11 protein-coding genes and 4 pseudogenes are annotated in these 13,434 nt (G+C 60.4%); 7 read left to right on the top strand and 8 right to left on the bottom strand.

The window, feature by feature from the left end:
• Nucleotides 1-190, top strand: a pseudogene (locus tag AC1DKV_RS38640) (sarcosine oxidase subunit beta); the annotation flags it as partial.
• A gap of 155 nt (nucleotides 191-345) precedes the next feature.
• On the opposite strand, the gene AC1DKV_RS38635 reads toward AC1DKV_RS38640, so the two are convergent.
• The 4 genes and pseudogenes from AC1DKV_RS38635 to AC1DKV_RS38620 form a co-directional block, all read right to left on the bottom strand.
• Nucleotides 346-696, bottom strand: a complete 351-nt coding sequence (locus tag AC1DKV_RS38635) for a cupin domain-containing protein (protein ID WP_477139551.1) — start codon at nucleotides 694-696, stop codon at nucleotides 346-348.
• Between the two features lie 85 nt (nucleotides 697-781).
• The gene (locus AC1DKV_RS38630; RefSeq protein WP_441624264.1) at nucleotides 782-1,483 is read right to left on the bottom strand and encodes an HAD-IA family hydrolase; all 702 of its coding nucleotides are present in this window, start codon (nucleotides 1,481-1,483) and stop codon (nucleotides 782-784) included.
• 117 nt (nucleotides 1,484-1,600) lie between these two features.
• A pseudogene (locus tag AC1DKV_RS38625) lies at nucleotides 1,601-1,942 on the bottom strand (FAD-dependent oxidoreductase); the annotation flags it as partial.
• Between the two features lie 28 nt (nucleotides 1,943-1,970).
• A pseudogene (locus AC1DKV_RS38620) lies at nucleotides 1,971-2,066 on the bottom strand (FAD-dependent oxidoreductase); the annotation flags it as partial.
• Between the two features lie 390 nt (nucleotides 2,067-2,456).
• Between AC1DKV_RS38620 and AC1DKV_RS38615 the strand changes: the two are divergent.
• Entirely contained in the window at nucleotides 2,457-3,392 is a 936-nt protein-coding gene (locus AC1DKV_RS38615) for a LysR family transcriptional regulator (RefSeq protein WP_441624263.1), read from the top strand.
• Between the two features lie 141 nt (nucleotides 3,393-3,533).
• Here AC1DKV_RS38615 and AC1DKV_RS38610 read toward each other — a convergent pair whose 3' ends face one another.
• Nucleotides 3,534-4,403 (bottom strand): cupin domain-containing protein, encoded by an 870-nt coding sequence (locus AC1DKV_RS38610; RefSeq protein WP_477139550.1) that lies wholly within the window; start codon nucleotides 4,401-4,403, stop codon nucleotides 3,534-3,536.
• 396 nt (nucleotides 4,404-4,799) lie between these two features.
• On the opposite strand from AC1DKV_RS38610, the gene AC1DKV_RS38605 reads away from it, so the two are divergent.
• The 3 genes from AC1DKV_RS38605 to alr all read left to right on the top strand — a co-directional run bounded on the left by AC1DKV_RS38605 (nucleotide 4,800) and on the right by alr (nucleotide 7,466).
• Nucleotides 4,800-5,657 (top strand): GNAT family N-acetyltransferase, encoded by an 858-nt coding sequence (locus AC1DKV_RS38605; protein WP_477139549.1) that lies wholly within the window; start codon nucleotides 4,800-4,802, stop codon nucleotides 5,655-5,657.
• 52 nt (nucleotides 5,658-5,709) lie between these two features.
• Nucleotides 5,710-6,243: an aminotransferase class V-fold PLP-dependent enzyme gene (locus AC1DKV_RS38600; RefSeq protein ID WP_441624258.1), complete on the top strand. Its 534-nt coding sequence runs from the start codon at nucleotides 5,710-5,712 to the stop codon at nucleotides 6,241-6,243.
• A 113-nt stretch (nucleotides 6,244-6,356) separates the two neighbouring features.
• Nucleotides 6,357-7,466: an alanine racemase gene (alr, locus tag AC1DKV_RS38595; protein ID WP_477139548.1), complete on the top strand. Its 1,110-nt coding sequence runs from the start codon at nucleotides 6,357-6,359 to the stop codon at nucleotides 7,464-7,466.
• Between the two features lie 630 nt (nucleotides 7,467-8,096).
• Here the strand turns inward: alr and acs are convergent.
• From acs to AC1DKV_RS38580, 3 genes are all read right to left on the bottom strand, one after another.
• Complete coding sequence (gene acs, locus AC1DKV_RS38590; RefSeq protein ID WP_477139547.1) at nucleotides 8,097-10,079, bottom strand: acetate--CoA ligase; 1,983 nt, start codon at nucleotides 10,077-10,079, stop codon at nucleotides 8,097-8,099.
• A 439-nt stretch (nucleotides 10,080-10,518) separates the two neighbouring features.
• The gene (locus AC1DKV_RS38585; protein WP_477139546.1) at nucleotides 10,519-11,634 is read right to left on the bottom strand and encodes a porin; all 1,116 of its coding nucleotides are present in this window, start codon (nucleotides 11,632-11,634) and stop codon (nucleotides 10,519-10,521) included.
• Between the two features lie 322 nt (nucleotides 11,635-11,956).
• Complete coding sequence (locus tag AC1DKV_RS38580; protein WP_441624249.1) at nucleotides 11,957-12,613, bottom strand: response regulator; 657 nt, start codon at nucleotides 12,611-12,613, stop codon at nucleotides 11,957-11,959.
• Between the two features lie 452 nt (nucleotides 12,614-13,065).
• On the opposite strand from AC1DKV_RS38580, the gene AC1DKV_RS38575 reads away from it, so the two are divergent.
• Nucleotides 13,066-13,227: a hypothetical protein gene (locus tag AC1DKV_RS38575; protein ID WP_441624247.1), complete on the top strand. Its 162-nt coding sequence runs from the start codon at nucleotides 13,066-13,068 to the stop codon at nucleotides 13,225-13,227.
• A gap of 66 nt (nucleotides 13,228-13,293) precedes the next feature.
• Nucleotides 13,294-13,434: pseudogene (locus AC1DKV_RS38570) on the top strand (ABC transporter permease); the annotation flags it as partial.

Here is a 13,434-nt window from a genome sequence, read left to right as displayed (position 1 = left end):
GATGGGCCCCAGCGCCACGGTGCCCGGCCTGTACTACGCCTTCGGCTTCAATGGCGAGGGCTTTGCGATCAGCCCCGGCGTGGGCGAAACCATGGCGGAGCTGATCGCCACGGGCCGTACCTCGATTCCGCTGGAGCCTTATGCCATCGAGCGCTTTGCGCGTGCGCAGGTGCTGCTGGAAACGAACTGATCCAGTAATCGCAACACAGCCTGACAAAGCCTGCGTGCCGCCGGTTTGCCCCCTCTCCCGCTTGCGACTCGCACGCGAGAGAGGGGCGTATGCGTCGCCTCGTGGCTCTATTCAGATGCGCGAGCGTGCAATGATCGTCCCCRCTCGCGTGCCGCTCACTGCAGAATCACATAGACCTTTCGCAGGGGTTCCAGGATCTMCCAGATGCCGGTCGTGTTCGCCGGGAAGAACAGCGTATCGCCGGTCTTGATCCGGATAGGCGTCCCACCCGTCGGCGTAAACAGGCATTCACCGGCAAGGATGTGCATGACTTCTGCTTCCGGAACTTGCCGTTCGTAGGCGCCGACTGTGCATTCCCAAAGGCCGGCCCGGTTCTGTCCGGCGCTCTCGATGTCAAACTTGAAGCTGCTGGTGCGGCACGGTGGTTGGCTTAACGGTCTGCCGACAGGACCGTCGTCGGTGAGGTCACTGCAAGACGCGGAATGCGGAATGATGGCAATGGGCATGGAGATCAGGGAGTGAGATGGATACGAGACGGCGGACGAGCAAGGGCGGTGCGACACAGCGACACCGCCTCCGGGTAGGACTGCGTTACTTATCGTCCTCGACCGCATCGGCCAGTTGCGCCAGGGAGTGGAAGTGGTAGTCCGGCTTGGTCAGCTCGGGCACTTCCATGGTGCCGCCAGATCCTGGCTGTGCATGACGGCGCTCGATCCAGCAGGTCTTCAGCCCAAGCTTCTTCGCAATGCCGATGTCGTGATATTGGCTCTGCGCCACATGAAGATTGTCTGCCTGCTTGTAACCCCATTTGCCGTCATAGCGGCCACGCGCATAGGCGAAGTACTGAGGATCGGGCTTTTCCGTCAGGGCATCGTCACAGGTGACCGTGTCGTCGAACGGGAAGTCCAGCGTCTTCTCGAAGTGAGTCAGTGCCCAGCGCTGGGCGTTGGTCATCGCCACCAGCTTGAAATGTTTGCGCAAACGCTTCAGCGCCTCGACCGAATCCGGGAACGCCTTCCAGTTGACCACGGAGTCCCGCAGGCCACAGGCGAGTGCGTCGGAGTCGGGGAGGCCAAGGCTCTGCGCCATCAGGTGCCAGCAACGTTCCAGGTCATCGGGATACCACATCGTCTTGTCAGCGGCGCGGGTACGGCGATAGGCGGCCAGGAAATCCTCATCGCTGATGGGGCTGCCGGGCACGGCGCGACGGAAGTAGTCGAGCATCCCGCCCTCGAAGTCAATCAGCGTGCCAACCACATCGAACGTAAGTACCTTGAAGTCTTTGAGTGCCATGAAATACCTCCGCTAGTAAAGAAGAGAAAGAAAACTGCCGACTGGTCGCGTATGGAGGCGACCGCGGTGCCAGACATCGAAACAAAGCTTGATCGGGCCACTTCCGGTTCAGTGGGCTCACGACACCAGGTCCTTGAGCTTGAAGTACAGGCCGACGGCGGGAAGGAACCACGGCGGTCCCAGATGGCCCGGGATGGCAGGCCAGTCGCGCATGCGCCAGGGGTTGGCCAGGATATCCCCCGCCATCACGCGGGCCATGCGCTGCCCCATCAGCACGGCCATCTGCGTGCCATGCCCGCTGAATCCCATCGCGTAGTAAGGACCGTCGCGCTCGCCGGCGTGCGGCAGGCGGTCTTGCGTCATGTCGACCAACCCGCCCCAGCAATGCGTGATCGCCACGTCGGCAAGCTGCGGAAAGCCCTCCGGCATGGTGGTGCGCAGGATCGTTGACGTGGCCGCCATTGCGGCCCGACGCCTCCGCTGCAATCGAACCCTGCGCTTCTAGCACCACGACATTCGCACCCTGCCTGGCCAGCGTCTGGGCCGCGGACAAGCCGCAGAATCCCGCGCCGACGATCGCCACATCGACTTTGGCGGGCAGCTCGGATGCCGCGCTCGGGAACGGCGCAAGGCCATGGTGCCAATAGGGGTCGGAAGAGCAAGGCGCGCCCGCGTGGGCAGGGTCCACCAGGATGCCCCTGCGGGGGATCAAAACGTTCCGTGATGCGTCCGACGCGGCCGGTCCGGGTGATGCCTGCGCCAGTTCCGACGAGGCCGCGTTGGCGTTCAATGTAATAGGAGCGGCCAGGTAGCCATCGCCTCCMTTGCCGCCGGCAAATTCGACTGCCGATAACCCGATGTGACGCACAGACACGGCCTTGCCCMGATAATCMGTTGTACGATGCACAAAGTGTAGAGAGCCCCTGCCAGCACGACAACATCCCAATTGTTGGGCCGAACATAATMTGAGGTTATGGCAAATTTCCGGCGAAAACTTCCCAGCGCCAATGCCCTGTTCGTCTTCGAGGCCGCCGGGCGCTGCGGCAGCCTGACCAAGGCCGCCGCCGAACTCTATGTCAGCCAGCCGGCCGTCAGCCGGATGCTGGCGCGCATGGAAGACCGCATGGGCGTGCGGCTCTTTAATCGGGTACGTGGGGGCGTCGAGCTGACCGAGAACGGTCGCCTGCTCCATCGCGCCATCACCGAAGGCTTCAACGTCATCCAGGCGTCGATCAGTGAAATCGAAACGCGCGCAACCGGACTGGAGACCGTCACGCTCTCCGTTTCGACGGCCTTTACCACGCACTGGATCATGCCGCGCATGGAAAAGCTGCGGCGGGACTTTCCCGGCGTCGACCTGCGGTTCCAGCTGGTCTCCGGGAAGGTTGGCGGACCTCTGCATGACGTCGACCTGGGGCTGCGATTTTTTTCCCCAGGCGAGGCAGCGCAAAACAGCGTGTTGCTGATGCCGGAAATCATCGTGCCGGTGTGCAGCCCGGCCTATCGGGACGATACCGGCCGCGACAGCGACGTCCTCATCAACCTGACCGACAGCAACCGTGACTGGCCGACGCTGTTTCCCGAGCTCGGTCAGCGCAGCCGGGACTTTTACCACCTGAATTTTTCCGACTATTCGATCGTGGTGCAGACGGCGATGCTCGGCCAGGGCATTGCGCCGGGCTGGCTGAACGTGGTCACCCACTGGATGAGGCTGGGCGCGCTGGTGCCGGCCATCGCGCAGGTTCATGTCGCGAACCGGCAATGCTATCTGGTGCAGCAGGCGCCCACGTCCCCTCGCCCTACCGTAACCAGGCTGCGCGACTGGATCCTCGAAGAGACCTACCAGGATCTGGTGGAGATCGACCGCATGTATCCCGGCCTGCGCCTGTTGAAGCTGGTCGGACGCTAATGATGCCGCCTGCGGTGCAGTTCATTGCGCAGCGCATCCAAGGCACCATCAAATAAAAAGCCCACAGGCATGACTGCCTGTGGGCAAGGCTTCACAGTGAAGCGGAGACCACCAGTAAACGTCAACGGCTCGCAATACGAATCAGGCCGGCCGGAAAATTCCATAGACCTTGGTCACTTGCTCACGGCTATCCCAGCTGCACTGCGCATTCTGTTCGACCAGGAAGATATCGCCGCGCGAAAATGTCCCGCTACGGCCGGTTTCATCTTCAAACGTCACGCTGCCCTCCAACAGATACATCAGTTCGTAGTGGGGATAGAGCATCGCCCGACGATGGTAGGGAGTCGAATCCCAGGTGCCGMAGACGAACTGCCCGTCCTGAGAGCGATAGTCTGTGTAGTTGCGACAAGCTGGAGTCGGGGTGAGCAGCAACGCGGCCGAAGGTGCGCCGGACGGCTCCAGTGCCGGCTCTTCTGCGATCGGCAGCAGCGCGCGCGCTCCGGGGCGGCTGTCGTTGTAGCGCATGAAGATGATCGACACCGGGCACTCCGCAGACCAGGCGAACTCTGCGTCATGTAACAACACAGCGCTGTTGCCCGGACCCAGCACGACCGTGCGATCCGGCTGGGTCAGCGTCAGCTTGCCCTCGCAGACGATGATGAGTTCATCTGCCGGCTGTGCCTTTACCGACCCGCACCCGCCGTCCAGTGTGATAACGCCCACGGTTACCGGTCCCGGCGGCAAGTCCAGCATGCGACGGCGGAAAAGGAAGTCGTTTTCCTCGGAAGCGTCGGTGAAGGGAATACCGAGGGAATGGTCTTGCGCAAACGTGCGCAAATTGACAAAGGTAGCCGGCGTGGCGCGCACGGTGGAACCCTGCTGCAAATTCGACATGACTTGCTCTCGCGATTCAATGAGGATTACGCTGCGTAGCCATGAGCCGCGCAAACCTTCAATAGGGAAAAAGTTCGATCGGTGTAGGTGTGTCCCGACATGAATCAGCTCCGCCATGACGTCGCCTACGCCCCGGACAGAATTACAGCACCATCGAGCTTCTGAAGTATCCCGTTTGGACAGTGTCCACGCATAGAAACAGCGGCATTTAACGTGCCGTTCAGCATAATTTGCTGCATCCCGAACAAGTCGCTATTGATGGACGTCGGTCAATCCCCTTCCGTGCGAAAGCTGACTGCATCCCGCAAGCCCATTGGACGAGCGTGGGCGTAGCAATTTGTGCGGTATGGCGCTGACCCAACGGCATAAGCTCTGCGTGATGAAGCGGCAGTCAGGGGATCATGTGGAATCGCATTTGCGCCGTAAAGAGGCGGGAACACTGTGGCAAGATTGCTTCAGTTCGTAGTCCTGCCAGACGTGTTGCTGATTCGGCTTACTCAAAAGGAAGACACCATGCCAAGCCACGATATCCATGCGCCAGTTTCCTACCGCTCGATGAGCGAAGAGGACGTGCCCGCCGCACATGAGCTGTCGCAAGCCTTGCGCTGGCCGCATCGTGCCGAAGACTGGCAATTTGTCCTTCGCCTTGGAACCGGCTTCGTCGCCGAGCAAGCTGGCGTGGCGATCGGCACGGGGCTTTGCTGGAAGCAGGGACAGCAAGCATCGCTCGGGATGATCATTGTGTCGCCGGCACATCAAGGCAAGCGCATCGGCAGTGAGTTGATGCGCCTGGTTCTGGAAGCGCTTGGCAACCGCTGCACGCTGCTTAATGCAACCCCCGCCGGACAGCCGCTGTATGAACGCCTCGGCTTTGTCGCGACCGGCACCATCAACCAGCATCAGGGCACGATGAATGCCGTCGACCCGGTTGCACTTGCCGGAGGGGAAACGCTGCATCCGTTTGAGCCCGGCGATATCGAGACGATCATCGAACTGGGGAATCGCGCTACCGGCATGTCGCGGGGCGAAGTGCTGAGGGCATTGCTCTCCACGGCCGAGACCGTGGTGCTGAAGCGCAATGGCGAAGCGGTCGGATTTTCGGTCATGCGCCGCTTCGGGCGGGGCTATGCGATCGGGCCGGTGGTGGCCTCCGATAGTGAACGCGCGAAAGCCTTGATTGCCTGCTGGTCTGGCGCCTACACCGGGTCTTTCGTGCGAGTGGATGTCACGGGAACGAGCGGCCTGCAGKACTGGCTCGCGCAGGTGGGACTGGTTCAGGTGGATACCGTCGTGGCGATGGCACGTAATGGCGTGCCGCCGGCGGATAGCGCGCTCAAGCAGTTCGCAATCATCAACCAGGCGCTCTGCTGAGCCACGTCGAAACAGCCGCCATCTTATGACGGAAAAGGCAGGGGAATACCCAATGTCCAGCAGTCATGCCACCGATGAAGCATTCTGGGAACGCATTCGCGACGCGTATCCCAGGCAACAGCCGTTGCTGAACCTCAACAATGCCGCGGTCAGTCCCCCGCCGCTTGTGGTCGAACAGGCAATGATTGATGCCTATCGCCTCGTCAGCCATAACCCGGATGTCAACATGTGGAGCAAGCTCGACGCCGAGCTCCCCGCCATCAAGCAGCAGCTCGCGCAACTGGCCGACTGCAGCCCGGAAGAAATCGCGCTGAACCGTAATACTTCGGAGGGTCTGAGCACGGCCATTTTCGGCATACCGCTCACTGCCAACGACCAGGTCCTGATTTCTGCGTGGGACTATCCGAGCGCGTGCGCGGCATGGCAGCAGCGCCAGCAAAGGGAGGGCATCGAGGTTGCATGTGTCGATTTCGACCTGACGGCAAGCGACGAGGAAATCTTCAAGGCGTACGAAGCGGGCATCACGCCGAAGACGCGAGTTAGGGCGCCGTCACGGGCGAAGTATTACCACCAGAAAATGCCATAAATCCATCACCGCCGCGGCAATAGCTGGCGCGGAGGGAGACCCGCCTCCAGCGTGCCGTGCAAGGCATGCCGTGCCTTCTGTGCCAGGCGACCCGCCCACTATCCCKACAACCTATGCCACGTCCCATTGTCGCCACGATCCACCTGGATTCGCTAACCCACAACCTCGCGCTTGCCCGCCGCGCAGCGCCGTCCTCCCGTGTCTGGGCAGTAGTGAAGGCCAACGCCTACGGGCATGGGATCGAACGGGTCTACCCGGCATTGCAGGCAGCCGATGGCTTCGGGCTGCTGGAACCGCAGGAAGCCATCCAGTTGCGCGAGCTCGGCTGGAACAAGCCGATCCTGCTGCTGGAGGGCTTCTTCGACGACGCCGATGTCGCCTTGCTGGGCACCCATCGCCTGAGTACGGCGCTACATTGCGAAGCGCAGCTACGCATGCTCGAAGTGCTTGCGCCCGAGTACCAACTGGCGCCGCGTTCGCTGGACGTTTGCCTGAAGCTGAATTCAGGAATGAACCGGCTGGGCTTTAGCCCGTCAGACTACAGAGCAGCCTGGCAACGAATCAGGGCCATCGAAGCCATTCGTTCAATTACGCACATGACCCACTTCTCGGACGCTGACGGCTCGACCGGCATCAGCGGGCAGATGGAAGTCTTCCGCACGGCGACCCGTGGACTGCCAGGGGAGATCAGCGTGGCGAATTCGGCTGGCATGCTCTGGCATCCAGACAGCCGCACCGACTGGGTGCRCACCGGCATCATGCTCTATGGTGCTTCGCCTTCGGGCTGCTGGCGGGACGTGCAGGACCAAGGACTGCGGGCAGCGATGACATTGCAGAGCAAGATTCTGGCCGTGCAGGAACTGCGGCCCGGACAATCAGTGGGCTATGGCTCCCGCTACGTCGCTCCAGACACACGCCGCATCGGCATCGTTGCTTGCGGTTATGCCGATGGCTATCCGCGCACCAGTTCATCCGACATCGGGCACTATGCGCCGGTGCGGGTCGGCAATCGCGATACGCGGACGGTCGGACGCGTGTCCATGGATATGCTCGCCGTCGACCTGACCGGGTGTCCGGATGCCACACCTGGAACGTCCGTTGAACTCTGGGGCAGGCACGTTCCGATCGACAGCGTGGCTGCCGCAGCCGGAACAATCGGCTATGAACTGATGTGCGCCATCGCACCGCGCGTACGGGTGGAAGTGGAGCCGCTGGACTACTGACCGCGCCGCGCAGCGAACCGGTCTGCGTTGATCTGCAGACTGTMGGCTTTGCCCGAAAGCATGCACCGTGTCGCACGATGCATGCTGTCACTCATCGCCTGCATGGAACTCGGATACAAATGTCGGCGCTTCTTCCATGAGATAGCGTCCGTTCTGGCACACGTAGTACATGGCGTGATGGCCGCTACGTGCGAACGTCACACAGCAGGAATGCTCGAAGCGCCCGAAACGGGTGATGCCAATKCCGGGCGAACCCGGCCACTCCCATACGCGCTGTTCCTCAACGCAGTCCAAAACGCGGTGCTGAGTCCTGGGATGCATGGACGAATTGAGCATCATGTTGATGTACCCGAATACACCCAGCGAAGGGTAACGCTCCTGCATTGCCGTCCATCGTCGCTTAGGCGACATTGCAGACCTCCGTGTCCAGCTTGATGTTCCCTGCCTTCAGCACTTCATTTGCCTGCAGATGATAGTTCCAATGCCCGTCCTTGATCGTTTCGAGCATACGCTAGGGCTTGACAACGTTCGCCATCAGTTCCTGAGTCTCCTCGTATAGTCATTTGCTGACCAACGTGCATTGACCGGCCAGCCTCGCCCTGTGTACGAAGCGCCGGCCAGATCGCAAAATTACTGCGCGCGCCTGAGCTGCTCCAGGATGGCAGGATCTTCAAGGGTCGACAGGTCTTGCGTAATCTGGTCGCCCTTTGCGATGCTGCGCAGCAGCCGGCGCATCACCTTGCCCGACCGTGTCTTGKGCAGGTTGTCGGCAAAGCGGATTTCCTTTGGCTTGGCGATGGGGCTGATCTCCCTGGCGACCCAGTCGCGCAGCTCCCTGGCGATCCGCTGCGCTTCCTCGCCCTGAGGGCGGGCGCCCTTCAGCACGACATAGGCGCAGATGGCCTCACCGGTGGTCTCGTCCGGCTTGCCCACCACGGCGGCCTCTGCGACGCTCGGGTTAGCGACGAGCACCGATTCGATCTCCATCGTGCCCATACGGTGACCGGAGACGTTGAGCACGTCGTCGATGCGACCGGTAATGCTGAAGTAGCCGGTCTTTTCATTGCGCACCGCGCCGTCGCCTGCCAGGTAAAGCTTGCCGCCCAGTTCCTGAGGGAAATAATTTGTCTTGAACCGCTCCGGATCGCCCCAGACCGTGCGAATMATGGACGGCCACGGGCGCTTGATGACCAGGATTCCGCCTTGTCCGTTCGGCATTTMGTTGCCGGATTCATCCACCACCGCGGCCACGATCCCCGGCAACGGCAGCGCGCAGGAGCCCGGCAGCAACGGCGTCGCGCCAGGCATCGGGCTGATCATGTGCCCACCGGTTTCGGTTTGCCAGAAGGTATCGACGATCGGGCATTTCCCGTTGCCAACGTAGTTGTAAAACCACATCCAGGCTTCCGGATTGATCGGCTCGCCCACCGAGCCGAGCAGGCGCAGGCTGGACAGGTCATAGTGCTTCGGATGCACGTCCGGGTCCTTGTCGCAAGCCTTGATCAGCGCGCGGATCGCCGTCGGGGCAGTATAGAAGATCGTGGTTCGATGCTTGCGGACCATGTCCCAGAACCGACCGGCATTGGGGTAGGTCGGCACACCTTCKAACACGACCTGGGTCGCGCCCGCCGCAAGCGGGCCGTAGGCGATATAGGTGTGGCCGGTGATCCAGCCGATGTCGGCCGTGCACCAGAATACGTCGGAGGACTTGATGTCGAAGGTCCACTTCATCGTCAGCATCGCCCACAGCAGATAGCCACCGCATGCATGCTGCACCCCTTTGGGCTTGCCGGTAGAACCTGACGTGTAGAGGATGAACAGCGGATGCTCAGCTCCGACCCATTCCGGCGCGCAGGTGATGGGCTGATCGACGATCAGCGTATCCAGCCAGCGGTCACGTCCCGGGACGAGATCGATGCTGGCGCCGGTGCGCCTGTAAACGATAACGTTGTTGATAGTGTCGCAACCACCCAGGTCCATGGCTTCGTCGACGATCGACTTCAACGGCAGATGCTTGCCGCCGCGCACCTGCTCGTCGGCCGTGATCACCGCCACCGCGMCGGCATCAATAATCCGTTCGCGCAGGGACTTGGCAGAGAAGCCGGCGAAGACCACGGAATGCACCGCACCGATGCGCGCACAAGCCTGCATGGCGGCGATACCTTCGATGGACATCGGCATGTAGATGACCACGCGATCACCCCGCCCTACGCCAAGCGCCCGCAAGCCGTTGGCAAGCTGACAGACCCTTGCGTGAAGCTGCGCATACGTGATCCGCGTAACATGGCCGTCGTMGGCCTCAAAGACGATCGCTGTCTTCTCGGCATTGCCGTTCAACAGATTGCGGTCGAGGCAATTGTACGAAACGTTAAGCTCGCCATCCTCGAACCAACGGTAGAACGGAGCTTGCTCCTCGTTCAGCGTCCTGGTGAACGCCTTATGCCAGCTGATGAGGTCGCGCGCATGCCRGGCCCAGAAGCCTTCGTAATCTTCTTCGGCTGCAGCGCACATCGCCCGGTAGCCTTCCATGCCGGAAATGTTCGCGTTGTTGACAAACTGCACGGACGGATTGAATAGCTCGGGTTCCCGTTTCATGGGCGCGATGTCGGACATGGCTACTTCTCTGAGMGTTTAGAAAATTATCAACCGATGATCCAGCGGGCTGGTATCACCGGTGGCGATGTCTGAAGGGCATCATGGCGACGAAGGAATMGGCATAGCCCACGACAGTGATGGCTGTCGGCTACGGCGGTACGTACTTTGTATTTCCTCGCCATGAACAGCGAGAGCAGGCTCGCGATCCGGATACAGTATCGCATCGCAGCGCTGGCAGAAGCTGCCGAATACGCTTTGAACTTGCAATTTCCGGTGTTTTCTCGCCCGCAGTTGGAGGCCTGACGCTGCGCCGCTGTGGCTGACACGATGCGGAAGCCGGCGGCCAACGCGAAGCCGTCCCGGGACGGACGGCGCTCCAAACCTGGAAACTCTGAAGCCGAACGGAGTTGTATCAAGAACCCGGAGATGCCCCGGGTCTGCACTAACGGACTTAAGCTCAGAACTTGTGGCGGATGCCAACGACAGCGCCAAACTGGTTTGCACCCGGCTGCACGGCTTCGCTGCTCGCACCCAACTGGTCATTGAACCCGTTCACCCCCAGATTCGACTTGCCGCGGTTCAGTGCGTATGAAACCGTCGTGTAAAGATCCGTGCGCTTCGACAGTGCATAGTCAACCAGCGCAACGAACTGCCACGGATTGCCGGCGTTCGACTGACGCAGGTTCTGGTAGTACGCGGAGCCACTGACCGACAGCGCCGGCGATACCTGATAGCCAACGCCGACCCAACCGAGGTTCGACAATGTGTTGGTCAGCGCAACACCAGGCAGGGTKGCACCGTTGAACGCGTGKGCATATCGGTAGCMGCCGTAGAGCTTGGCAGGACCGAAGGTGTATGTCCCGGCGACTGCGGCCCGTCTGATCAGACTATTGGTCGAAAGAGCCGTGGCTGCCGACCGGTTCGACTGGTCGTAAATGGCGCCAACGGCGAATCCGCCCGCAGCATAGTTCACAGCGAACGAGTATTCACGCCCGTTGGTGAAATTGCCCGCGACCTCCTGGTTGTTATTGTTGAAGCTATACAGGCCAGTCACGCTCAGGCCGCCGAACGTCCCCATATACTTGGCGGAGTTGTCGGCGCGCGCCCCGCCCATGAACGGGTCTTGTGCACCGATGGAATAGCGGCTCGCGATMGCCATCGGGTCATAGGTAACGCCAAAGTCATAGAACGGCGTCGTGTGCCGGCCCAGGGTGAGCTGTCCCCACTGGTTCTGCAGACCGACGTAGGCGCCGCGACCAAAGAGACGGCCACCCTGCGCCGAGGTGCCGGTATCCAGGTTGAAGCCGCTTTCCAGCAGGAAGATGCCCTTCATGCCGCCACCCAGGTCTTCTACGCCGCGCAGTCCCCAGCGCGATCCGGACTGGTTGCCAGATTGCAGGGCCCAGAGATTGTTTCCCTGGGCACCGGCCGGTACGGTACCCGTCGAAGCAACGGCCTTGTTCAGGTATTCAATACCCACATCCGCAACACCGTACAACGTTACGTTCGATTGCGCATACGCGCTGGRGACCACCAGCAAGGCGACTGCAAGGGCCGACAGATTGATTTTCATGAAATGATTTCCTCGAAGAACAGTAAGTATCCAATTCGTATCGGTTCGAATTGGGGCGACTCGGATTCTGCATCTGTTTTTTGATAATTAACAATCCGTAGTTTGACCATCAGTGTTGCTATTTAATCTAAAGCTTCTTTTAGGCAACCGCCTATATCCGTCAGGCAAGTATCGGCTTAGGATGTGCGGTAGCTCTGCTGTCTCGTGTATGTTCATCAGCATATATCGACACTTTCCATGGCTTTGCAGTAGAGCCCGTACGGGGCTGCTCTTGGGCAGCCCCATTTTTTTCACACTACGGTTGCTAGCGCACCGCTTGTAGTCAGGACTCGATCACCGCGTGCCTGTCCTTGACAAGGTACATGGCCAGTTCAATTTCATTTCGCAGCCCAAGCTTGCTCATGGCCGAGCACTTCTGGACACTGATCGTCTTGACGCTGCGCTGGAATTTCCGTGCAATCTCCTGAAGCGGATAGCCTTGCGCCAGGAGACGAATTACCTCGCGTTCGCGTGGGCTAAGACGATCGTCGCACCGGTCTTCGCAAAGGTGGGGCGGTGCAATCAACAACCTCTCCGTGGCGGGGTCGATGTACTTGGAACCTGAGCGGACGGCTTGACATGCATCCGCCACGAACTGCAGATCCATTGATTTTGCGACAAACGCGTGGGCACCTTTCGCCAGCAATTGACGAACCAGGCCGTTTGGACGCGCMCCGGAGAAGACMACGATCTTCACCTTGGGGTACATCCGGCGTAGTCGCTCTATCAGGCGTAACCCGTCGATCTCTCCACCATAGTCATAGCCGATGATGACGATATCCGGCAGTAGCAATGCATGCTTCCTGAGTTCCAACAGGAGCCCATTGACGCTATCCGCGATGGCCATGACGTCAATGCCTTGACGTGCCATGTACGGCGCCAGTCCGGCGAGCACCACGGGATGATCGTCGGCAATCACAGCGGTAGTTTTGGTGGTCATCGCCTGGAAGCAGAATAGAGCCGCACAATCTTTAAGTACCCTTTCACACGGTCGACAAGACCGCTGAGCGGCTCGCCACGGMGCAGATTGTCCAGGACCGCCAGGGCTGCCGTGTCGTCTACATCGTGCGGATTCGTGGCGTATGTCATTGCAGTGGTGGCAGCGCCGGGCGAAAAGGGGAAATCATGATGCGATGAACACGCGAGCATCTGATAGGAAAAAATTACTGCATCMGGGCTCGCACCAAGATGACGCACTCCTAGGGTAAATCCCGACCGATATTGCGGTGCACATGCACGCGCGCTGAGCGCACGGCATGCAATGCCAAATKGGACACATGAAACCGCAGCTATTACTGTCATGGCCCGGATTACCCCACTAATTGCTTGAGCGCACATGCTTCAATGTCGCATCCCACAAAGACCCTGGCCCCCGTTCCAGGAGTCATTGCCATGTCAGAGAAGAAGCCGTTCGAGAGCTTTATCGGCCCAGACGAATCAACCCGGATCATGAGCGCCCTGCACCACCGTTTTTCGAAATCTTTCAGCGCGAGGCGTTCCATACCGCAGCGGAAGCAGATCCAGGGCTTTTGCCAGATCCCACCGGGCGTCTGATGGGTGATTCGCCAGTCGATCACGTGCGACTCGCGGCCTGATTTACAAACTAAGAAAGGAGACACCATGAACCTGTTCATCTTGCGTCTGCTGGCGCGGCGCATCGGTCTGGCGCTGATCTCGCTACTGGCCGTCTCGGCCATCGTCTTCGCCATCACCGCGGTATTGCCCGGCGATGCCGCGCAGGAACAGCTCGGCCAGGACGCC

This window comes from Cupriavidus sp. 05T41 (genome assembly GCF_056396525.1).
The sequence above is the reverse complement of the archived record's forward strand: the minus strand, read 5'-3'. Positions and strand labels throughout refer to the sequence as shown.